The organism is Hydrogenophaga sp. FG152, from assembly GCF_057809615.1.
In genome coordinates, this window is sequence record NZ_JBMDKH010000028.1 from 1 (window position 1) to 19,677 (window position 19,677).

A 19,677-nucleotide genomic window follows, 5' to 3' on the forward strand; every position below is an offset into this window, starting at 1 on the left:
AAGGCGCGAAACGCAGACGGGCCGGTGGCCCGGCGAGGCTTCGCAACGCGGCGCAGGGCTTTTTTGGCCGCAACCCGAAGGGAGCGAGGTCAAAACAGCGCCACTCTTCGTTGCATCTCTAGGCCAGACCTCCAGTCTGGCCGTCGCGCTGCGCCTCGATTGGCGCTGTTTTGACCTCGCTCGCATTTGGAAAAATGGGGCGAGCAGGCCCTCCACGCGCATCATGAACCCGACGCAGGACGTGCTGGAACAGCGCATCGCCTCGCTGGAAGGCGGCATCGCCGCGCTGGCGCTGGCCTCCGGCCAGGCGGCCGTGACCTACGCCATCCAGACCATCGCCGAGTCGGGCGACAACATCGTCTCCAGCACCGCGCTCTACGGCGGCACCTACAACCTCTTCGCGCACACGCTGCCGCAGTTCGGCATCACCACGCGCTTCGCGGACCACCGCGACCCGACCAGTTTCGAGCCGCTGATCGACGCGCGCACCAAGGCCATCTTCGTCGAGTCCATCGGCAACCCGCAGGGCAACATCACCGACATCGCGGCCGTCGCCGCCATCGCGCACAAACACGGCGTGCCGCTGATCGTGGACAACACCGTTGCCTCGCCGTACCTGCTGCGCCCGATCGAACACGGTGCCGACATCGTGGTGCAGTCGCTCACGAAATACCTTGGCGGCCACGGCACCAGCATCGGCGGCGCCATCATCGATTCCGGCAAGTTCCCCTGGGGCCAGCACAAGGCCCGCTTCAAGCGCCTGAACGAGCCCGACCCGAGCTACCACGGCGTGGTCTACACCGAGGCCCTGGGCCCGGCGGCCTACATCGGTCGCGCGCGCGTCGTGCCGCTGCGCAACACCGGCGCGGCCATTTCGCCCTTCAACGCCTTCCTGATCCTGCAGGGCATCGAAACGCTCTCGCTGCGGCTGGACCGCATCAACGCCAACACCCTGCGCGTGGCCAAGCACCTGGAACAGCACGCCAAGGTGGGCTGGGTGAACTACGCCGGCCTGCCCAGCCACCCGGACCACGCGCTCGCCCTGAAATACCTGGGCGGCCATGCCTCGGGCCTGCTCACCTTCGGCGTGAAAGCCGCCGCCGGCGAAGGCCGTGCGGCCGGCGCGCGCTTCCTCGACGCGCTGCAGCTCTTCACCCGCCTGGTGAACATCGGCGACGCCAAGTCGCTCGCCACCCACCCAGCCTCCACCACGCACCGCCAGCTCTCGCCCGAAGAACTGGCCAAGTCCGGCGTGCCCGAAGACGCGGTGCGCCTGTCCATCGGCATCGAACACATCGACGACCTGCTGGCCGACCTCGACCAGGCCCTGGAAAGCGTATGAACACCCCCCGCGTCGCCTTCGGCGCCACCCCCCTCAAGGGGGGCGCACCCTGGGACCGGCAAAGCCGGATCCTCGGGAGCCCAGGAGCAAGACATCTCACTCAACCATCACCTGAAAACACGGAGACCCCACGATGAAACGAACCCTCGGCCTGGCGGCCGCCACGCTCGCACTGCTGGGCGGCACCGCGCAGGCACAGACCGCGCCCGACCTCCAGGCCCGCGCCTGGGCCGCCTCGTGCGCGGCCTGCCACGGCACCGACGGCAAGAGCAACAGCGCCATCCCCGCCATCGCCGGCCAGGACAAGGCGGTGCTGCTGCAGAAGCTGCTGGCCTACAAGCAAGGCACCCTGCCCGCCACCGTGATGCACCAGCACGCCAAGGGCTACACCGACACCGAGCTTGAGCGCCTGGCCGCCCACTTCTCGCGCCAGCCCAAATAACAACAAGGAGTACCCCATGAAGCAACTGCTGCAACGCCGCCACTTCCTCGCCGCCGCCGGCGGCACCGTGGCCGCCCTCGCCATGCCGGGCTGCGCCTCGGTCTCGTCCGCCCCCAAGGCCCGCGTCGTCGTCATCGGCGGCGGCTTCGGCGGCGCCACCGCCGCCAAGTACATCCGCCAATGGGCGCCCGAGATCGAGGTGGTGCTGGTCGAACGCGAAGCCGCCTTCGTCTCCTGCCCGCTGAGCAACCTCGTGCTCGGCGGCACGGAAAAGATCGAGAACCTCACCACCGGCTACGACGCCCTGCAGAAAAAGCACGGTGTGCGCGTGGTGCGCGACGAAGCCACCGCCATCGACGCCGCCCGGAAGGAAGTGCGCCTGGCGCGCGGCGACACGCTGAAGTACGACCGCCTCATCGTCTCGCCCGGCGTGGACTTCCAGTTCGACCAGGTGCCCGGCCTGCAAAGCGCCGAAGCGCAAAGCCAGGTGCTGCACGCCTGGAAAGCCGGCCCGCAGACCGTGGCCCTGCGCCAACAGCTCGAAGCCCTGCCCGACGGTGGCGTGTACGCCCTGCACATCCCCAAGGCGCCCTACCGCTGCCCGCCCGGCCCCTACGAGCGCGCCGCGCAAGTGGCCTTCTACTTCAGGCAGCACAAGCCGCGCAGCAAGGTGCTGGTGCTCGACGCCAACCCGGACATCACCTCCAAGAAGGCCCTGTTCCTCAAGGCCTGGAACGAGCTCTACCCCGGCATCGTCGAATACAAGCCCAACAGCGAGATCGTGCGCGTGGACGCGGCCAACCGCGCGGTGGAACTGCAGTTCGAGACCGTGCGCGCGGGTGTGCTCAACGTGGTGCCGCCGCAGCAGGCCGGCCGCATCGCACAGACCGCCGGGCTCATCACCGCCAACAACAAGTGGTGCGGCGTCAACTTCCAGACCTTCGAGTCCACCGTGGCCCCGGGCATCCACGTGCTGGGCGACGCCACGCTGTCGGCCCCGGGCATGCCCAAGTCCGGCTTCATGGCCAACAACCACGCCAAAGTGGCGGCGGACGCGGTGATCGCGCTCATCCAGGGCCGGCCGGTGAACGCCGAACCCATCATCGCCAACACCTGCTACAGCTTCGTCAGCGACACCGACGTGGTTCACGTCGCCTCGGTGCACAAGTGGAACACCGAGCAGAAAACCCTGGTGGCCGTGAACGGCGCGGGCGGCCTCACCCCGACCGCCAACGCCCTCGAAGGCCAGTACGCCCGATCCTGGGCCCGCAATATCTGGGCAGACGCCTTGCTCTGACAACACCATGAACTTCCAGCAACTCAGATCGGTTCGAGAGGCAGCGCGCTGCGGCTACAACCTCACCGAGGTCGCCGCCATGCTCTACACCTCGCAACCCGGCGTGAGCCGGCAGATCCGCGAGCTGGAGGAGGAGCTGGGCGTGACCATCTTCGCCCGCGCGGGCAAGCGCCTCACCGGCCTCACCGGGCCGGGGCAGACGCTGCTGCCCATCGTGGAGCGCCTGCTGCAGGAGGCCGACAACCTGCGCTCGGCCGGCAAGGAATTCGTCTCGCGCCTGGAGGGCGGCCTGTCCATCGCCGCCACGCACTCGCAGGCGCGCTACGCCCTGCCGCACGCCGTGCGCGACTTCCGCGCGCTGTTCCCGCAGGTCACGCTCAACCTGCACCAGGGCTCGCCCAAGCAGGTGGCCGAGATGCTGATCGCGGGCGAGGCCGACATCGGCATCGCCACCGAGGCGCTGGCCACCTACCCGCAGCTGGTCACCCTGCCCTGCTACCGCTGGACACACAGCGTGGTGGTGCCGCACGGCCACCCGCTGCTGCGGGTGGAGGGCCCGCTCTCGCTGCAGCAGCTGGCCGAGCACCCCATCATCACCTACGACCTGGGCTACACCGGGCGCTCTCACATCGACGACGCGTTCAAGAAACAGGGCGTGCAGCCCAACGTGGTCATCACCGCGATGGACGCGGACGTGATCAAGACCTACGTGGAACTGGGCATGGGCGTGGGCATCGTGGCCAGCATCGCGGTGGACCCCGACCGCGACCGCCACCTGCACGCGCTGGACGCGCGGCACCTGTTCGAGATCAACGTGACCCGCCTCGCCGTGCGGCGCGGCACCTGGCTGCGCGGCTACGCCTACAGCTTCATCGAGAACTTCGCGCCCAGCCTCACACGGCAGATCGTGGAAGAGGCCTTGAACGACGAGATCGTGACCCTGTGAAGGGGCTTCCCCAACTGCTATATATTGATCGCCGTAACACACCACCCAAGAGGACCGCATGCCGATCAAATCCCTTCTGAAATCCACCGTGGTGGCACTGTCGATCGTCACCGGCGGGTCGCTGTTCGCACAGGGCACGCCCATCAACGCCGCCGCGTTCGACGCGCTGGTGGCGCAGGGCCCCGTCGCCAGCGCCGAGACCATCGCAGCCAGCACCTGGGCCAGCAAGATCAAGCAGGCCGGCACGCTGCGCCTGGGCGGCACGCAGACCTCGAACCTTTTCTCGCTGCTCAACGAGAAGGACGGCAAGATGCGCGGCTTCGACGCCGGCCTGGCCCAGCTGCTCACCCGCTACATCCTGGGCGATGGGGCCAAATACCAGTTCACGCAGGTGACCTCGTCCACGCGCGAGCAGGTGCTCATCAACAACCAGGTGGACCTGGTGCTCGCCACCTACTCCATCACCCCCGCCCGCGCCGAGAAGATCTCGTTCGCGGGCCCCTACTACACCTCGCAGGCCGGGGTGCTGGTCAAGGCGAACAACAACACCATCCAGTCGCACAACGACCTGGCCGGCAAGAAGGTCGCCACGCAGGCAGGCTCCACCGGGCCCGCGATCCTGGCGCAGCACGCGCCCAAGGCGGTGGTGCAGGAGTTCCAGACCCACCAGGAAGCCCTCGACTCCCTGCGCCAGGGCCGCGTGGAGGCCTACGTGACCGACCACACGCTGCTGCTCAACGCCCTGAGCCTCGGCACCGGCGACGCGAAGCTGGCGGGCGCGCCCTTTGGCGCGCAAGACCCCTACGGCATCGGCCTGCCCAAAAGCTCGGACGGCGTGGCCTTCGTCAACGCCTTCCTGAAGAAGGTGCAGGCTGACGGCACCTGGGCCAAGCTTTGGACCATCTCCATCGGACAGCGCACCGGCAGCACCGCCGTTCCCACACCGCCCGCCATCCCCTGAACAATGGGCGAGATTGCCCGGCTCCTGGCCGACCATGGGCCTGCCTTCGGGCAGGCCCTTTTGCTGACCTGGAAACTCACGCTGATGTCGTTCGTGCCCGGCTTCCTGCTGGGCATGGCGGTGACGGTGCTGCGGCTCCTGCCGCTGCCGCCGCTGCGCTTCGTCCTGACCGTCTACGTCGAGATCTTCCGCAACATCCCCAGCGTGGCGCTGCTGATCTTCATCGTGTTCGCGCTGCCCGATCTCAACGTCCTGATCGACTATGAGCCCGCCGTGGTCCTGACCTTGACGCTGGTCTGCTCCGCGTTCACGGCGGACTACCTGCGCACGGGCATCAACACCGTGCCGGGCGGCCAGGCCGAAGCCGCACTCAGCCTGGGCATGCGGCCCATGCGCATCGTCACCGACGTGGTGTTGCCCCAGGCGCTGCGTGCGGTGGTGCAGCCCATGACCTCGCTGCTCATTGCGCTGATGCTGTCGACCTCGCTGGCATCGCAGGTGCCGTTTCCGGGCCGCGAACTCACCACGCTCGTCTCCAAGCTCGCCAACGACGCCGCCGCCGGCATGGCCGCGTTCGCCGTGGCCGCCGCGATGTACGTGGCGACGGGCCTGCTCATCGCCTGGGCGGGTGCCGCCCTGGAAAAGAAGGTGCGGATCCTGCGATGAGCCGCTCTCTGGAAGAGATTCTGTTTGGTTCGCCAAGCCCGCAGACCCAGACCGTCACACGGGTGGTCAGTGCGATCGCCGCAGCCGTGCTGCTCCTGCTGGCCGCAGGCATCGTGTTCCGGTTTCACACGGCCGGGCAGCTTGACGCCCGGTTCTGGAACTTCTTCGCCTGGCCGACGACCTGGGCCTTCCTGGCCAAAGGCCTGCTCGGCACCATGGCCTCGGCGGCCATGGCCGCCGCCATCGCGCTGGCCCTCGGGCTGCTGCTGTTGCTGGGGCGCCTGGCGCGGACGCGGCTCGTGCGCTGGCCGAGCATCGCGGCCATCGAGTTCCTGCGTGGCACGCCGACGCTGCTGCTCATCTACGTGTGTTTCCTGGTGCTCCCATCGGCCGGGATCAAGCTGAGCACCTACTGGATGCTGACCCTGCCCGTCGGCCTGAGCACCGCTGCCGTGGTGGCCGAGGTGTACCGCGCGGGCGTGCTCGCCGTGCCGCGCGGCCAGACCGATGCCGCGCGAAGCCTGGGGCTGACCGAAGCCCAGGTCTTTTTCTCCGTCGTCTTTCCCCAGGCCCTTCGCTACATCGTCCCGGCCCTGGTGGCGCAACTGGTCATCGTGGTCAAGGACACCACCTTCGGCTACGTCGTCACCTATGGTGAACTGATGCAGAACGCCAAGGTGCTCATCGCCAACTACCACTCGCTGGTGCCCGTTTACCTCGTGGTCGCGGCGCTGTACTGCCTGGTGAACTACGCGATTTCGAAGGCCAGCAAGCGGCTTGGGCAGCCGGTGCATTGAGCATCAGAAACGCCTGCCTGCCTGCCGCAGCCGCCCGCACGCGGACGGCCACCTGGGCCGCCCCCCTGGCTATACTCCGCCCGTCACGTCAAAAAAAGGCGTGATCGGGTTTGGTCGCCCGCTCGAAGCTCTCTGCGGTAAAAGCCGCAGGATCTACGCAACCGCAGAGTCTGCGGCTTTTCGCTTGTGCCCCCCTTTTTTGGCGGCCCGGGCGGGAGCCTTCGGGCTAGCCGGTTCCCGCAGGGAGCTTCACGGTAAGACCACCCGTTCGGGCCGCCGCCCCTCCACAAGAGGGGCGGCGGTTGTTGCAAACCGCATCCCCGGGAGGCCCCAACATGGCCATCAACGTTCCTCTCTCCCTGCGCAACGCGCTCGCTCGCCTGCGCCCCACCCCCTTCGCGGACGAAGTCTCCGCCCTCACCCGCCAAGCCTTCGATCGCCTCCTCCGAGTGGGCGTCACGCTGGAGAGGCATTACGACCACCACGTCGCTCTGGCGGCGGACGAGCAGCGCAGAAAGGCGCTCAACGACGAGGCGAACGAGCGTCTCATTGCGCTGTTCGACACGCTGCTGGCCCTGCAGGCCCTGGCGGACAAGCACAAGAAGCCGCATCGCTGATGCGTCAGCCCGACAGGAGATCCCTTCAAGGCTGAACTTCAACCCTGGCGCCGCAGCAGGAGGCTCGGCGAGGACGGGTCAGCGCGCTGCTGCGGCACACGCTCCCCGTCTTCGTCGCGCCGCACCACCCTGTATTGCTCGGTGATGCCGGTGCCGTCCGTGATGTTGAGCCAGTCGTCTTCACGAAGACCGCGTTCGTGCAATCCGGGTGGCAGCTCGCACAGGTCTTCGTGGCGCCAGTCCACGCCCACGACATCCGGGCCGACCTCCGGCACACCGTCGCCCTGCCGGCGCATCACCTGAACCAGATCGGCTTCGGAGGGGTCTCGCTGCCGCGCACGGCTCAGCAGCTGTTCTGGCTGGGGCGAACCCACGGCCGTGCGCCCTCCCGCCCGCTCGGCGGCCACCCCGGCGTTGTTCCGCAGGGTTTCATCGGCCCCACGGGCCTTCAACAGCTGTGCGATGCCTTTTTGCTCAAAGCCCCCCGCCAGATGGAGCGCGGTGTTGCCCAGATGGTCCCGAAGGTTGATCTCGGCACCCTCGTCCAACAGATAGCGCACCAGGTCCAGCCGACTCTCCTCCACGGCAAGCATCAATGGCGTGCGTTGGGCCCCATCCCTGGCGTTGATGTCCACCTTGCCACGCAGTCTCGTCACCAGATCCAGGGAGCCCCCCTCGACCACAGCCCAATGAAGCGGGTTGCGAAGATGCACCGCATCGGGTGTACACAGGGCGCCATGGTCCAGCAAAAGCCCTGCCATCGGCTCGTCCTCGCGCGACACGGCCCATATCAGGGGGGTCAGTTTGGTCACACCGCCCTGATTGACGTTGGCGCCATGCCGCAGCAGAAGACCGGCCATGTCCAGCCGGCCCCGGTTGACGAAATGCAAGGGCCCGAACCCCAGGTGGTTCTGTGCGTTCACCCACTCCGCCGCGCGATCGCCACCGAGCAGAAAGTCCACCATGCCCAGATGCCCTCTGTCCACGGCACCGTGCAGCGCGTTTTCACCGAGTTCGTTCAGAGGAGTCAGCAGGTCGAAGCCCTGACGGGAAAGCGCCTGGAGCATCTCGACATCCCCACACCATGCCGCCATGCGCAAGGTGTCCAGGCAAAGGGCATCCGCCTTGTCGAGCGGTGGGACCAGCGCGTCCACGCGGTTCAGGAACACCCTGGGGTCGGCACCGCGCCGCAGCAGCAATTCATAGGTTTCGCTGTTGCGCTGCCGCACGACAGACGTCAAGACCTGCATCTGGAGGTCTTCCGACACGCCGCGAAAATCGATGTGCTCCAACAGCACGGAAACCTGAGGGGACCTGCGTTGGATGGCGTGATCCAGCGCGCGCGCCGTGTCTTCATGGTCCACGCCGTGCTCCAGAAAGAGCCGCAACATCTTTTCCCCCTTCGCGTCGATCGCGGCAAGGCGAAGAGCGGTCCACCCCCCGGGGTTCTCCCGCCGCAGATCAGCGCCTTGCGCGAGCAACCAACGCGCCTTGTTCAGGTGATCGGCCAGTCGGGCGCATCGAGGCCTTCCGGCAATGCACCGCTTCCCATCAGATAGCGCGCGATCTGGGTCGCGTTGCGCTCGGTCAGTTCACGGCGGAGAAACTCGACGGCCCTGGGCAGGAATTCCTGCAGGCTCCTGCAGGCGCCGATCGCGCGCGCCTGATCGTCGGTCAGCGCATGGATCCGCTGTTCAAGATGTTCGGTGTACGGGGTGGTGATGGAAGCAATGGGAGAAGAAATCATTCGGCGTGCCATGGTTGAAAAAACCCGGTGAGATCGCCTGCGACACAGACGATCCCACCGGGCTGTTCAGAGTGGGCCGAAACACGGGAGAGTTCAGGCCGGGCACCGCTCCCGACCCAGCACCGCCAGCACGTTCTCGCTGGCGGCCACGCCCATCTTGACGTAGGCGTCCGCCGTCACGCCGCCGATGTGCGGGCTGAGGATGATGCGGTCTTCGTCGCGGAACGGGTGCTCGGCCACCATGGGTTCCATGGCGAAGCTGTCCAGCCCGGCCGAGGCCACATGGCCGGCGCGCACGGCGTCCAGCAGAGCGGCTTCGTCCACCAGGCCGCCGCGCGCGGTGTTGACGATGAGCACGCCGGGCTTGCAGCGCGCCAGGGTCTCGCGGTTGAGCAGGCCCCGGTTGTCGTCGGTCAGCGGGCAGTGCAGCGAGATGGCGTCGGACTCGCGCCAGAGCGTGTCGAGGTCCACCACCTCGATGTCGGCCGGCACCTGGCTCGCGTAGGGGTCGAAGCCGATCACCCGCATGTCCAGCGCCTTGGCCATGCGCGCGAAGCGCTGGCCGATGGCGCCCAGACCGATGAGGCCGATGGTGCGGCCGGCCAGCTCCACGCTCTTGTGCGTGGCCTTGTCCCAGTGGCCCGAGTGCATGCGGGCATTCAGGGCCGGCACCGACTTGGCGCAGGCCAGCAGCAGGGCCATGGCTTGCTCGGCCACGGCCGCCGCGTTGGCGCCCACGGCCGCCCGCACTTCGACCTGGCGCGCTTTCGCGGCCACCTTGTCGATCGTGTCGGTGCCGCTGCCGTGTTTGGAGATCACGCGCAGCGAGGGCGCGGCATGAATCGCGTCGGCGCCCACCTTGCCGTAGCGCACGATGATGGCGACGGGGTCGTGCTGCCGGCAGAGATCGACGATGTCCTGTTCACTGGGCGTCTTGCCGGCGTAGACGATGTCGAAGTCGGTGAGCAGCGCGAGCGCTTGCGGCGCCAGGTCGGCGGCGGTGACGAGAAGCGCGGGTTTCTGGCTCACAGCCGTTCCCCTTCCTTGAGCACGCCGGCCGAGCGCAGCGCGGCGTCGAGCCATTTGGCGGCCGTGTCGCCCTGCTGGATGGCGGCGATGCGCGCGGCTTCGTCTTTCACCTTTTTCTCGGCCAGCGGCAGCAGGGCTTCGATCTTCTCGCGCTCGACGATCACCACGCCGTCGGCATCGCCGAGCACGAGGTCGCCAGGGTGCACGGTGACACCGCCGATGGAAATGGGGTGGCCGATGCGGCCGGGCACGAGCTTGGTGGGGCCGTTGGGGTTGGTGCCCACGCTGAACACGGGGAAGCCCATCTCTTCGATCTCGAGCGAGTCGCGCACGGCGCCGTCGATCACCACGCCGGCAATGCCGAGCTTCTGGCAAGCCGTCATCATGATGGTGCCCATGAGGGCGGCGGTCTGGTCGCCTTTGCCGTCCACCACCAGCACGTCGCCGGGTTGGGCGAGCGACATGGCGGCGTGGATCATGAGGTTGTCGCCGGGGCGCACTTCCACGGTGAAGGCGGTGCCCACCACTTTCATGCTGGGGCGAAGGGCGGTGATGCGGCCGTGCAGCGCGCCGCGCCGGCCGGCCACGTCGGCCAGGATGGCCGCCTGGTAGGCACCGGCCTGTTGCACGACGTGCGGGGGAACGCGCTCGAAGTCGCGCAGGATGTCGGGAGTGGTGGTCACGGTGGGGGTCCTGAAGGAAATGAATCAGTCGAGCTTGGCGCCGGAGTCCTTGACGACCTTGCCCCAGCGCACGATGTCGTCGCCGATGAGCTTGGCGAAGGCCTCAGGGGTGCTGCCGGCCACGTCGGCGCCCTGGTCGCTCAGCTGTTTCTGCAGAGCGGGCAGTTGCAGGGCCTTGTTGATCTCGGTGTTGAGGCGGGCCGTGATGTCCTTGGGCAGGTTGGCCGGGCCGAGGATGCCGAACCAGGTGACGGCCTCGAAACCCTTGTAGCCGGACTCGGCAATGGTGGGCGTCTGCGGCAGGTCGTCCACGCGCTTGAGCGAGATCACGGCCAGGGCGCGCATCTTGCCGTTCTTGATGTGGCCGATGAGCGTGGGGATGGACGACACATAGACCTCCACCCGCTCGCTGATCACGTCGTTGATGCCCTGGGCCGCGCCTTTGTAGGGCACGTGCATGAGCTTCACGCCGGCTTCCTTCTGGAACATCTCCATGGCCAGATGGGCCACGGTGCCGTTGCCCGAGGTGGCGAAGTTCAGCGCGCCGGGTTTGGCCTTGGCCGCGGCGACGAGGTCGGCGAACGTCTTGTAGGGCGAGGTCGCCGAGACCACGAGCGCCAGCGGCGCGCTGGCCACCATGGAGATGGGCGTGAGGTCCTTGACCGGGTCGTAGGGCAGCTTGCTGTACAGGCTGAGGTTGATGGCGAGGTTGCTGGTCTGGCCGAGCACCAGGCTGTAGCCGTCGGCGGGCGACTTGGCCACGTTGTCGATGCCGATGTTGCCGCCCGAGCCGGGCTTGTTGTCGATGATGAAGGACCACTTGGTGGTCTCGCTGATCTTCTGCGTGACCTCGCGGCCGATCAGGTCGGTGCCGCCGCCCGCGGGAAAGGGCACGACCAGGCGCACCGGCTTGTTGGGCCAGGCCTGGGCATGGGCGGTGGTGACGAATACGGATGCCAGCGCGAGGCCGGCGAGGATGCGACGGGAAATGATCACGGTGCTTGTCTCCAGTTGTGTTCAGCCAACCACGCTGGCCGTGGGACCGGACTGTATTGAGGAGTTGCGCTCAGTACAATGTCGTTTCACTGAACGAAACGAGGTGCATGGTGCGCAATCCTCCCAAAGACGATGATGAACCCGCTGCCGGGGGTGTCAACGCGGTGACGCGGGCACTCTCGCTGATGGAAACTTTCCAGGCTGGCGAGGCCACGCTGTCGCTCGCGGAAATGAGCCGGCGCGCGGGCATGCACAAGACCACGGCGCTGCGACTGGCGCGCACGCTCGCGCTCTCCAGCTACATGGTGCAGGCCGAGGACGGCCAGTGGCGGCTGGGGCCGGCCACGGGTTGGCTGGGCGCGCGCTACCAGCGCGGCTTCGACGTGAACTTCGCGGTGGAGCCGGTGTTGCGCGAGCTCGTGCAGCTCACCGGCGAGAGCGCGACCTTCTACGTGCGCGAGGGCAACATCCGCGCCTGCATCGCCCGGGTGGAAGGCGCGCAGGCGGTGCGCCACCACGTGCGCATCGGCGAGCGCCTGCCGCTGGACAAGGGGTCGCCGGGCCGCGTGATCCTGGCGTTCAGCGGGCAGCGTGGCGAGCCCTACGAAGAGATCCGCAAGCGCGGCTACCACCTCTCGCAGGGCGAGCGCGAGCCCGAGGTGTCGAGCGTGTCGGCGCCGGTGTTCGGGCTGAACTGGCGGTTGCTGGGTTCCATGTGCATCTCGGGGCCGGGCTCGCGGCTCACGAAGCCCAGGCTGGAGAAATACGCCAAGCACGTGATCCGCGCGGCCAACGAACTGTCGTATGCGCTCGCGGGCAGCCGCTCGGCGAACACGCCGCCGGTGGTGTCAAACTGGCACCCCTGATGCGCTCCGAACCTTCCACCAACACCACCGCGCCGCTGGCACGACCGGCCAACCGTTTCGATCGCATGGAGTGGGCCGGCGCGTTCGGCGACCTGGGCACGCTCATACCGTTTCTGGCGGCCTACATCGGCGTGTTGAAGATGGACCCGACGGGCGTGCTGTTCGCGTTCGGCGTGGCCATGCTGGTCTGCGGTCTGTACTACCGCACACCGTTCCCGGTGCAGCCCATGAAGGCCATTGGCGCGGTGGCGGTGGCGCAGGCGGCGCAGACGGCGGTGATCACACCCGGCACCGTGGTGGCGGCGGCGCTGGTGACGGGCGCGGTGTGGCTCGTGCTCGGGCTCACGGGCGCGGCGCGCACTCTCGCGCGCCTGGTGCCGCCCACCGTGGTGGCCGGCATCGTGCTCGGGCTGGGCCTGGGCTTCATGCTCGAAGGCGTGCGCATGATGCAGACGGCCTGGGTGCTGGCCGCCGTGGCGGGCGCCGTCACGCTGGCGCTGATGTGCACCCGTGCCATTCCCGCCATGTTCGTGCTGCTGGCCCTGGGCGCGGCGGTGGGCCTGTACCAGAACCCGGCCCTGGGCTCTGCGCTCGCGAATGCGAACGTGCAGCTGACCACGCCCACCTTCGCCCTGGGCTCGCTGTCGTGGAACGACCTGTTCATCGGCGTCGTGTTTCTCGCCTTGCCGCAGATCCCGCTGACGCTGGGCAATGCGGTGATCGCGATCAAGGAGGAGAACAACCGCCTGTTCCCTCACGCGCCGGTGACGGAGAAGAAGGTGGCGGTGTCGACCGGCCTCATGAACCTGTTCAGCTCGGCCGTGGGTGGCGTGCCCATGTGCCACGGCGCGGGGGGCATGGCGGGCCACGTGGCCTTTGGCGCGCGCACTGGCGGGGCGGTGGTCATTCTGGGCGCCGTGCTGCTGGCGCTGGCGCTGTTCCTCAGCGACTCGGTGCATGTGCTGTTCCAGCTCTTTCCGCCGGCGGTGCTGGGCGTCATTCTGTTCTTCACCGGCGCGCAACTGGCGCTGGGCGCGGGCGCGCTGGGTGCGGCCAGAAGCGACCGCCTGGTGGTGCTGGCCACGGCCGGCCTGTGCCTGTGGAACGTGGCCATCGGCCTGGCCGTGGGGCTGGCACTGCACCAGCTCGCGCGGCGCGGGTGGCTGCGGTTCTGAGTTCGCCAGGGGCTCAGGACGGCCGCAAGGCCGCCGCCGCGGCGCGCGACACCTGCCGCGTGAGTTCGTCCAGAAGGGTGGAGGCCGCGCGCGCCTGTTGCCAGTGCAAGGGCACATCCAGCGGGGTGTGAGGCACCAGCTCCACCAAGGCGCCCGACTTCAGGTGGGCGCGCACCATCACCTCGGGCTGCAGGCCCCAGCCCATGCTCCCCAGCGCCGCCGTGACGAAGGCATGCGGCGACGGCAGGGTGTGCCGGGGCAGCTCCACGTGGCGGTGGCACAGGCGCCGGGCCCAGCGCGCCTGCAGCTCGTCCTTGTGGTTGAAGACAAGGCTGGGCGCCTTTGCGAGGCTGCCCGCGCCGATGCCGTCGGGAAAGTGGCGCTTCACGAACGCGGGGCTGGCGGTGGCGAGGTAGCGCATGGTGCCCAGGGGGCGGCTGTTGCAGCCGACGGCGGGCCGGGCCGTGGCCGTCACGGCCGCGAGCACCGCGCCGCTGCGCAACCAGTCGGCCGTGTGGTCTTCGTCGTCCACGGCCACCTGCATCAGCACCGGCGCCTCTGCCGCGAACGCGGCCACGGCGGGAGCGAACCAGGTGGCCAGGCTGTCGGCGTTGGCCGCCACGGGCAACGCCACGCGCGCGAGGCCGTCGGGCGCGAGCGCGGGCAGCGAGCCTTGCAGCTCCAGCTCCAGCAGGCTCACGCGGTCCACGTGCTGGCACAGGCGCCGACCGGTGTCGGTGGCTTCGCAGGGCTGGCCACGCACCACCAGCGCGCAGCCGACGCGCTCTTCCAGCAGCCGGATGCGTTGCGAGACGGCCGAGGGCGTCACGTGGAGCGCGCGCGCGGCGCGCTCGAAGCTGCCTTCGCGCACCACGGCGGCCAGAGCGGACAGGGAGGCGTAGTCGAGCATGGATTCAGTTTTTCTTCATCGGATTCAGGAAAGACAGTTTGCCTTCACCGCCATGCGCTGGCAATCTCGCGGCATGACGACAACATTCATTCAAGGCCTGGTGCTCAGCCTGGGCCTGATCGTGGCGATCGGCGCGCAGAACGCGTTCGTGCTTCGCCAGGGCCTGCGCCGCGAGCACGTGGGCAGCGTGGTGCTCTTCTGCGCCGTGGCAGACGCGGTGCTGATCACGGCCGGCGTGCTGGGCATGGCGCAGGCGCTGCGCGACAGCCCCGGCCTGGCGCGGGCGCTGGCGCTGGCGGGCGCGGCCTTTCTCGCGCTGTACGGCTGGCGCGCCTTGCAGCGCGCGCGCCAGCCGCAGCAGTTGAATGCCGCCGATGGCGGCGAGGGCCTGAGCCGGGGCGCGGCCGTGGCACAGGCGGCAGCGTTCACGCTGCTCAACCCCCATGTGTACCTTGACACGGTGTTGCTGGTGGGCAGCATCGGCGCCCAGCAACCGGCCGCACTGCGCGGCTGGTTCGTGGCTGGGGCGAGCACGGCCAGCCTGTGCTGGTTCGGGCTGCTGGGCTTTGGCGCGCGCTGGCTGGCGCCCTGGTTCGCGCGGCCCCGCGCGTGGCAGGTGCTGGACGGGCTGATCGGCATCACCATGGGGGTGCTCGCGGCGCTGCTGGTGCGCCATGCATTCACCAGCGCCTGAGGAGAGACCATGTACGTTTCAAAGCACCACGCCCTCGACGACCGCGAGGCGATCTTCGGCCTGATGGAAGCGCACCCGCTGGGCGCCTGGGTGTGCCAGACCGAGGGCGGCCTGGTGGCGAACCATGTGCCCTTTCTGCTGGACTGGAACCGGGGCGAATTCGGCACGCTGGTGGGCCATGTCTCGCGGGCCAACCCGATCTGGCGCCAGCTGAACACGGCCGCGCCGTCGGTGGTGATGTTCCAGGGGCCGCAGGCCTACATCTCCCCTGGCTGGTACCCCGGCAAGGCGGACCACGGCAAGGTGGTGCCGACCTGGAACTACACGGTGGCGCACGCGCACGGCATCGCGCGCGCGGTGGACGACCGGGACTGGCTGCTGGACGTGCTGAACCGGCTCACGGCCACGCACGAGGCCGGCCGCCCTGCCCCATGGCGCGTGGGCGACGCACCGGCCGACTACATCGACCGCATGCTGCGCGCCATCGTGGGGGTGGAGATTCCGATCGGGCGGCTCGAAGGCAAGCTCAAGGCCAGCCAGGACGAAGACCTGCCGGACCGGCTGGGCACCGTGAGCGCCCTGCGCGCCGACCCGCGCGACGAGGCCCAGGCGATGGCCGGCCTGGTGGCCCGGGCCCTCGGCGTCAGGGGTTGAAGCGGCGCACGCAGCTGGCCGCCGCCGCCACGTTCTTGAACATCTGCTGCGACGTGCCGGCGGAGGGCCCGCTCCGGTTGTAGTGGACCGGGGTTGAAAGGGTCGCCACCTTGCCACCCACGCTCTGGCCGAGGGGCGGGGCCTCGTTGAAAGCGAAGACGCAGCCACCCCACAGATTCAGGGCCCAGAAAGTCCGGAGCGTGAAGGCAGACGTCATTTCTTGCTATGGTGTTGAAGTTGCAACTGGCTGCGCACCTTGCCAGCGTCCTGCTGCAGCGCCCTCTCCACCCACAAGGAATGACCACCATGCCGAAGGCTTATTGGATAGCCACCTACCGCTCCATCAGCAACCCCGACGCCCTGGCGGAATACGCCAAGCTGGCCGGCCCCGCCATCCAGGCGGCAGGCGGGCGTTTCCTGGCGCGCGGCATGCCGGCGCAGGTGTACGAGGCCGCGGTTCATCAGCGCGCGGTGCTGATCGAATTCGACAGCGTGGCACAAGCCACCGGGGCGCACGACAGCCCCGAGTACCAGCGGGCGCTGAAGGCCCTGGGCAACGGCGCGGAACGGGATATCCGCATCGTCGAAGCGATGGAATAGATAGCAGAAAGCCACGGGGGCGTGGCCTCGCCGGAGGCCCGGGCAGCGTGAACGCAGTTGTAACCGGCTGTGATTCGTGGCCCCCGTCGGGTTGGTGCATCGCTGTGCCTGTGGGAAGATGGGTCGACCCTCCTCTCCTCTCTTCCTGCGGCCCGCCATGAACCCTTCTGCACCGCCCTCCGACAAGACCCCCGCTTCTTTGCTGCGCACCGGCGTGCCCGGTCTGGAAGACGTGCTCGGTGGGGGATTGACGCCCGGCCGCCTGTATCTGGTGGAGGGCACGCCCGGATCGGGCAAGACCACCATCGCGATGCAATTCCTCATGGAGGGTGTGCGCCTGGGTGAAGCGGTGCTGTACGTGACGCTGTCGGAGACCTCTGATGAGCTTCAGGGTGTGGCGCAGTCCCACGGCTGGGATCTGAAGGGGATGGAGGTCCGCGAGATGCTGCCCTCGCAGGACTCGCTGTCGCCCGAAGAGCAGTACACGGTGTTCCATCCCTCCGAGGTGGAGCTGGGCGAGACGACCATCCGCATCCTGAAGGAGGTGGAACGCATCAATCCCTCGCGGGTGGTGTTCGACTCGCTGTCGGAGCTGCGGCTGCTGGCCGGCAATTCGCTGCGCTACCGCCGCCAGATCCTGGCGCTCAAGCAGTTCTTCGCGGGGCGCAACTGCACCGTGATGCTGCTCGACGACATGACCGCCGTGGAACACGACCTTCAGGTGCAGAGCATTTCTCACGCGGTGTTGCGCCTGGAACAGATCAACCCGGACTACGGCGGCGCCCGGCGCCGGCTCTCCGTGCTCAAGTACCGGGGCCAGTCGTTCCGGGGCGGGTACCACGACTACAAGATCGTGCGCGGCGGCCTGGTGGTGTTTCCCCGGCTGGTGGCCGCCGAACACGTGGAGGAGGCCGACCAGTCCCAGCTGCCCAGCGGCCTGGAGGCGCTGGACGCCCTGCTCGGTGGGGGTGCCGAGCGCGGCACCAGCACGCTGCTGGTGGGCGCGCCAGGCACGGGCAAGTCCAGCGTGGCCATGCAGTTCGCGGTGGCGGCCGCCGAGCGCGGCGAATGCGCGGCCCTGTTCATCTTCGACGAGAGCATCGCCACCCTGCGCATGCGCGCCGACGGCCTGGGCATGCCGGTCTCGAAGCACATCGCCTCGGGTCGCATCCGGCTGCGGCAGATCGATCCCGCCGAACTCTCGCCGGGCGAGTTCGTGCACGAGATCCGGCAGGCGGTCACGGAACACCACGCCAAGGTGGTGGTGATCGACAGCCTCAACGGCTACCTGAATGCCATGCCGGACGAGCGCTTCCTCATCGTGCAGCTGCACGAGCTGCTGACCTTCCTCGGCCAGTCGGGCGTGGCCACCCTGCTCATCGGCGCGCAGACCGGGCTGATCGGCGCGCAGATGCAGTCGCCGGTGGACGCGAGCTACCTGGCCGACTCGGTGGTGTTGCTGCGCTACTACGAGACCGAAGGCGAGGTGCGGCAGGCGATCTCGGTGGTGAAGAAGCGAGGGGGCGCGCACGAACGCAGCATCCGCCGTTTCCAGATCACGGCCGACGGGCTTTCCGTGGGCCCGCCGCTGCGCGAGTTCCGCGGCATTCTCACCGGCGTGCCGGTGCCCGTCGAAGACCCAGACCAGCCCGCCGCATGAGCCAGGTGAAGGCACGCTCCCCCGAACTGCGCGTGCTGCTGCGGATGGTCACGGCCAAGGACGGCGCGATGGTGACCCGGGTGCTGGCGCGCGTGGGCATCGAGGCCGAGTCCTGCGCGGACGCCGCCGAGCTGGCCAGGGAGATGGCGGTGGGCGCGGCGGCCGTGCTGATCGCCGAGGAGATCCTGGCCGATCAGGGATTCGGGCGCGTCATGCTGGCGCTGCGGGCGCAACCCGCGTGGTCCGACGTGCCGGTGATCGTGGTGGCGCGGTCGGGTGTGGAGTCGATCGCCATCACCGATGCACTGGAACAGCTGGCCAACCTCACCGTGCTGGAGCGGCCCATGCGCGTCTCGTCGCTGGTGAGCACGGTGCGCACAGCGCTGGCGGCGCGCCGCCGCCAGTACCAGCTCAGGGCCACGCTGGAGGGCCTGCGCGAGGCCGATCAACGCAAGACCGAATTCCTCGCCACGCTCGCGCACGAGCTGCGCAACCCCCTGGCGCCGCTGCGCACGTCCCTGAACATCCTCGCGGAGAAGCAGCCCGACGAAGCCACGGCCCAGCGCCTCTACGCCATGATGGACCGGCAGGTCACGCACATGGTGCGCCTCATCGACGACCTGATGGAGGTCTCGCGCATCACGCGGGGCAAGATCGAGCTGCGCCTGGCGCCGGTGGCGCTGGACCGCGTGGTGCGCGACGCCGCCGAACTCAGCAAGCCGCTGCTCGCGACGGGCCGCCACGAGCTGGTGCTGGACCTGCCGGCGCTGCCCTGCACCGTCAACGGTGACGCGGTTCGGCTGACCCAGGTGTTTGCCAACCTGCTCAACAACGCCGCGAAATTCACCCCGCCGAAGGGGCGCATCGAGGTGGCCTTGCGCTCCGATGGGCACACCGCGAGCGTGCAGGTCAGCGACTCGGGCGTGGGCATTCCACAGGCCATGCTCGGCTCGGTGTTCGACATGTTCGTGCAGGTCAGCGACACCTCCAGCGCGGCGCAGGGCGGCCTGGGCATCGGTCTGACGCTGGTGCGCAGTCTGGTCGAGCTGCATGGTGGCAGGGTGACGGCCAGCAGCGCAGGCATCAACCAGGGAACCACGATCACGGTGGAGCTTGCGCTGGTGTCCGAAGAAGCGGCGGAGGTGGAGACACCCACACTGGCGGCCTACGGGCAGGCCGGCCTGGGCCACCGCGCGCTGGTGGTGGACGACAACCGCGACGCGGCGGACTCGCTGGCCGAACTGCTCGGGCTGATGGGCGCCAGCTCGGCCGTGGCCTATGGCGTGGACGAGGCGCTCGCCGCGATGAAGGCGTGTGTGCCGACGATCGCCTTCGTCGACATCGGCATGCCCGTGCGGGACGGCTACGAACTCGCCGCGCTGGTGCGCGCGGACAGCGCGCTGGCGGACACGGTGCTGGTCGCGCTCACCGGATGGGGACAGGCCACCGACCGCGATCGCATCATGGCCACCGGCTTCGACCACCACCTCATCAAGCCGGCGGAACTGGCGCAGCTCAGCGCGCTGCTGGAGGCCAGCCACGCGGGGAACACGCCGTGACAGGAGCCGAGGGCGCCAGCTTCTTTCACGCCGGCC

Annotated in this window: 22 protein-coding genes; 15 read left to right on the forward strand and 7 right to left on the reverse strand. The window is 68.6% G+C overall.

Annotation, left to right across the window (positions count from 1 at the left end; all coding sequences use genetic code 11):
* The first annotated feature begins 184 nt into the window (after window positions 1-184).
* The 8 genes from ACODTB_RS24335 (at window position 185) to ACODTB_RS24370 (ending at window position 7,068) form a co-directional block, all read left to right on the forward strand.
* The gene (locus ACODTB_RS24335) at window positions 185-1,342 is read left to right on the forward strand and encodes an O-acetylhomoserine aminocarboxypropyltransferase/cysteine synthase family protein (protein ID WP_488929833.1); all 1,158 of its coding nucleotides are present in this window, start codon (window positions 185-187) and stop codon (window positions 1,340-1,342) included.
* Between the two features lie 133 nt (window positions 1,343-1,475).
* Window positions 1,476-1,784 carry a c-type cytochrome gene (locus ACODTB_RS24340; RefSeq protein WP_291115331.1) on the forward strand — a complete coding sequence of 103 codons (309 nt, stop codon included), beginning with the start codon at window positions 1,476-1,478 and terminating at the stop codon, window positions 1,782-1,784.
* Window positions 1,785-1,812: 28 nt separating this feature from the next.
* A complete protein-coding gene (locus tag ACODTB_RS24345; RefSeq protein ID WP_291115396.1) occupies window positions 1,813-3,081 on the forward strand; it encodes an FCSD flavin-binding domain-containing protein in 1,269 nt (422 codons plus the stop codon).
* 7 nt (window positions 3,082-3,088) lie between these two features.
* Window positions 3,089-4,027, forward strand: coding sequence for a CysB family HTH-type transcriptional regulator (locus ACODTB_RS24350; protein ID WP_488929824.1), 939 nt, complete (start codon window positions 3,089-3,091; stop codon window positions 4,025-4,027).
* 58 nt (window positions 4,028-4,085) lie between these two features.
* Window positions 4,086-4,988, forward strand: a complete 903-nt coding sequence (locus tag ACODTB_RS24355) for a glutamate ABC transporter substrate-binding protein (RefSeq protein WP_291112429.1) — start codon at window positions 4,086-4,088, stop codon at window positions 4,986-4,988.
* 3 nt (window positions 4,989-4,991) lie between these two features.
* Window positions 4,992-5,654 carry an ABC transporter permease subunit gene (locus ACODTB_RS24360; RefSeq protein WP_291112427.1) on the forward strand — a complete coding sequence of 221 codons (663 nt, stop codon included), beginning with the start codon at window positions 4,992-4,994 and terminating at the stop codon, window positions 5,652-5,654.
* The gene (locus tag ACODTB_RS24365) at window positions 5,651-6,451 is read left to right on the forward strand and encodes an amino acid ABC transporter permease (RefSeq protein WP_291112425.1); all 801 of its coding nucleotides are present in this window, start codon (window positions 5,651-5,653) and stop codon (window positions 6,449-6,451) included. The genes ACODTB_RS24360 and ACODTB_RS24365 overlap by 4 nt, the downstream gene beginning before the upstream one ends.
* Window positions 6,452-6,786: 335 nt before the next feature.
* Window positions 6,787-7,068: a hypothetical protein gene (locus ACODTB_RS24370; protein ID WP_291112423.1), complete on the forward strand. Its 282-nt coding sequence runs from the start codon at window positions 6,787-6,789 to the stop codon at window positions 7,066-7,068.
* A gap of 38 nt (window positions 7,069-7,106) precedes the next feature.
* Here ACODTB_RS24370 and ACODTB_RS24375 read toward each other — a convergent pair whose 3' ends face one another.
* The 5 genes from ACODTB_RS24375 to ACODTB_RS24395 all read right to left on the reverse strand — a co-directional run bounded on the left by ACODTB_RS24375 (window position 7,107) and on the right by ACODTB_RS24395 (window position 11,523).
* On the reverse strand, window positions 7,107-8,549 hold the full coding sequence (locus tag ACODTB_RS24375) for an ankyrin repeat domain-containing protein (RefSeq protein WP_488929825.1): 1,443 nt from the start codon (window positions 8,547-8,549) through the stop codon (window positions 7,107-7,109).
* A gap of 14 nt (window positions 8,550-8,563) precedes the next feature.
* A complete protein-coding gene (locus ACODTB_RS24380; RefSeq protein WP_488929826.1) occupies window positions 8,564-8,815 on the reverse strand; it encodes a hypothetical protein in 252 nt (83 codons plus the stop codon).
* Window positions 8,816-8,908: 93 nt separating this feature from the next.
* Window positions 8,909-9,844: a hydroxyacid dehydrogenase gene (locus tag ACODTB_RS24385; protein WP_291112415.1), complete on the reverse strand. Its 936-nt coding sequence runs from the start codon at window positions 9,842-9,844 to the stop codon at window positions 8,909-8,911.
* A complete protein-coding gene (locus ACODTB_RS24390; RefSeq protein WP_488929827.1) occupies window positions 9,841-10,527 on the reverse strand; it encodes an RraA family protein in 687 nt (228 codons plus the stop codon). Before ACODTB_RS24390 ends, ACODTB_RS24385 begins: the two co-directional genes overlap by 4 nt.
* A gap of 24 nt (window positions 10,528-10,551) precedes the next feature.
* Window positions 10,552-11,523: a Bug family tripartite tricarboxylate transporter substrate binding protein gene (locus tag ACODTB_RS24395; RefSeq protein WP_488929828.1), complete on the reverse strand. Its 972-nt coding sequence runs from the start codon at window positions 11,521-11,523 to the stop codon at window positions 10,552-10,554.
* A 107-nt stretch (window positions 11,524-11,630) separates the two neighbouring features.
* On the opposite strand from ACODTB_RS24395, the gene ACODTB_RS24400 reads away from it, so the two are divergent.
* Both ACODTB_RS24400 and ACODTB_RS24405 read left to right on the forward strand, forming a co-directional pair.
* A complete protein-coding gene (locus tag ACODTB_RS24400) occupies window positions 11,631-12,389 on the forward strand; it encodes an IclR family transcriptional regulator (protein WP_291112410.1) in 759 nt (252 codons plus the stop codon).
* A complete protein-coding gene (locus tag ACODTB_RS24405) occupies window positions 12,389-13,564 on the forward strand; it encodes a putative sulfate/molybdate transporter (RefSeq protein ID WP_488929829.1) in 1,176 nt (391 codons plus the stop codon). The genes ACODTB_RS24400 and ACODTB_RS24405 overlap by 1 nt, the downstream gene beginning before the upstream one ends.
* Before the next feature lie 13 nt (window positions 13,565-13,577).
* Here the strand turns inward: ACODTB_RS24405 and ACODTB_RS24410 are convergent, their stop codons facing one another.
* A complete protein-coding gene (locus tag ACODTB_RS24410; protein ID WP_291112407.1) occupies window positions 13,578-14,474 on the reverse strand; it encodes a LysR family transcriptional regulator ArgP in 897 nt (298 codons plus the stop codon).
* A 73-nt stretch (window positions 14,475-14,547) separates the two neighbouring features.
* Between ACODTB_RS24410 and ACODTB_RS24415 the strand changes: the two genes are divergently transcribed.
* Together ACODTB_RS24415 and ACODTB_RS24420 are read left to right on the forward strand one after the other, a co-directional pair.
* Window positions 14,548-15,168, forward strand: a complete 621-nt coding sequence (locus ACODTB_RS24415) for a LysE/ArgO family amino acid transporter (RefSeq protein WP_291112405.1) — start codon at window positions 14,548-14,550, stop codon at window positions 15,166-15,168.
* 9 nt (window positions 15,169-15,177) lie between these two features.
* Window positions 15,178-15,822, forward strand: coding sequence for an FMN-binding negative transcriptional regulator (locus ACODTB_RS24420; RefSeq protein ID WP_291112403.1), 645 nt, complete (start codon window positions 15,178-15,180; stop codon window positions 15,820-15,822).
* Here ACODTB_RS24420 and ACODTB_RS24425 read toward each other — a convergent pair.
* Window positions 15,812-16,039 carry an RNA-binding protein gene (locus ACODTB_RS24425; protein ID WP_291112401.1) on the reverse strand — a complete coding sequence of 76 codons (228 nt, stop codon included), beginning with the start codon at window positions 16,037-16,039 and terminating at the stop codon, window positions 15,812-15,814. The genes ACODTB_RS24420 and ACODTB_RS24425 overlap by 11 nt on opposite strands.
* A gap of 89 nt (window positions 16,040-16,128) precedes the next feature.
* Between ACODTB_RS24425 and ACODTB_RS24430 the strand changes: the two genes are divergently transcribed.
* The 3 genes from ACODTB_RS24430 (at window position 16,129) to ACODTB_RS24440 (ending at window position 19,641) form a co-directional block, all read left to right on the forward strand.
* Window positions 16,129-16,422 carry a DUF1330 domain-containing protein gene (locus ACODTB_RS24430; RefSeq protein WP_291112400.1) on the forward strand — a complete coding sequence of 98 codons (294 nt, stop codon included), beginning with the start codon at window positions 16,129-16,131 and terminating at the stop codon, window positions 16,420-16,422.
* Between the two features lie 157 nt (window positions 16,423-16,579).
* A complete protein-coding gene (locus ACODTB_RS24435) occupies window positions 16,580-18,082 on the forward strand; it encodes an ATPase domain-containing protein (protein WP_291112398.1) in 1,503 nt (500 codons plus the stop codon).
* Window positions 18,079-19,641, forward strand: a complete 1,563-nt coding sequence (locus ACODTB_RS24440; protein ID WP_291112396.1) for an ATP-binding protein — start codon at window positions 18,079-18,081, stop codon at window positions 19,639-19,641. Before ACODTB_RS24435 ends, ACODTB_RS24440 begins: the two co-directional genes overlap by 4 nt.
* Window positions 19,642-19,677 lie beyond the last annotated feature (36 nt).

What these genes read in the sequence shown, in the direction of transcription:
- ACODTB_RS24340 (WP_291115331.1), top strand. Translation starts at nt 1,476, where the DNA reads ATGAAACGAACCCTCGGCCTGGCGGCCGCCACGCTCGCACTGCTGGGC.
- ACODTB_RS24350 (WP_488929824.1), top strand. Translation starts at nt 3,089, where the DNA reads ATGAACTTCCAGCAACTCAGATCGGTTCGAGAGGCAGCGCGCTGCGGC.
- ACODTB_RS24355 (WP_291112429.1), top strand. Translation starts at nt 4,086, where the DNA reads ATGCCGATCAAATCCCTTCTGAAATCCACCGTGGTGGCACTGTCGATC.
- ACODTB_RS24360 (WP_291112427.1), top strand. Translation starts at nt 4,992, where the DNA reads ATGGGCGAGATTGCCCGGCTCCTGGCCGACCATGGGCCTGCCTTCGGG.
- ACODTB_RS24365 (WP_291112425.1), top strand. Translation starts at nt 5,651, where the DNA reads ATGAGCCGCTCTCTGGAAGAGATTCTGTTTGGTTCGCCAAGCCCGCAG.
- ACODTB_RS24370 (WP_291112423.1), top strand. Translation starts at nt 6,787, where the DNA reads ATGGCCATCAACGTTCCTCTCTCCCTGCGCAACGCGCTCGCTCGCCTG.
- ACODTB_RS24380 (WP_488929826.1), bottom strand. Translation starts at nt 8,815, where the DNA reads ATGATTTCTTCTCCCATTGCTTCCATCACCACCCCGTACACCGAACAT.
- ACODTB_RS24400 (WP_291112410.1), top strand. Translation starts at nt 11,631, where the DNA reads ATGGTGCGCAATCCTCCCAAAGACGATGATGAACCCGCTGCCGGGGGT.
- ACODTB_RS24405 (WP_488929829.1), top strand. Translation starts at nt 12,389, where the DNA reads ATGCGCTCCGAACCTTCCACCAACACCACCGCGCCGCTGGCACGACCG.
- ACODTB_RS24410 (WP_291112407.1), bottom strand. Translation starts at nt 14,474, where the DNA reads ATGCTCGACTACGCCTCCCTGTCCGCTCTGGCCGCCGTGGTGCGCGAA.
- ACODTB_RS24415 (WP_291112405.1), top strand. Translation starts at nt 14,548, where the DNA reads ATGACGACAACATTCATTCAAGGCCTGGTGCTCAGCCTGGGCCTGATC.
- ACODTB_RS24420 (WP_291112403.1), top strand. Translation starts at nt 15,178, where the DNA reads ATGTACGTTTCAAAGCACCACGCCCTCGACGACCGCGAGGCGATCTTC.
- ACODTB_RS24425 (WP_291112401.1), bottom strand. Translation starts at nt 16,039, where the DNA reads ATGACGTCTGCCTTCACGCTCCGGACTTTCTGGGCCCTGAATCTGTGG.
- ACODTB_RS24430 (WP_291112400.1), top strand. Translation starts at nt 16,129, where the DNA reads ATGCCGAAGGCTTATTGGATAGCCACCTACCGCTCCATCAGCAACCCC.
- ACODTB_RS24435 (WP_291112398.1), top strand. Translation starts at nt 16,580, where the DNA reads ATGAACCCTTCTGCACCGCCCTCCGACAAGACCCCCGCTTCTTTGCTG.
- ACODTB_RS24440 (WP_291112396.1), top strand. Translation starts at nt 18,079, where the DNA reads ATGAGCCAGGTGAAGGCACGCTCCCCCGAACTGCGCGTGCTGCTGCGG.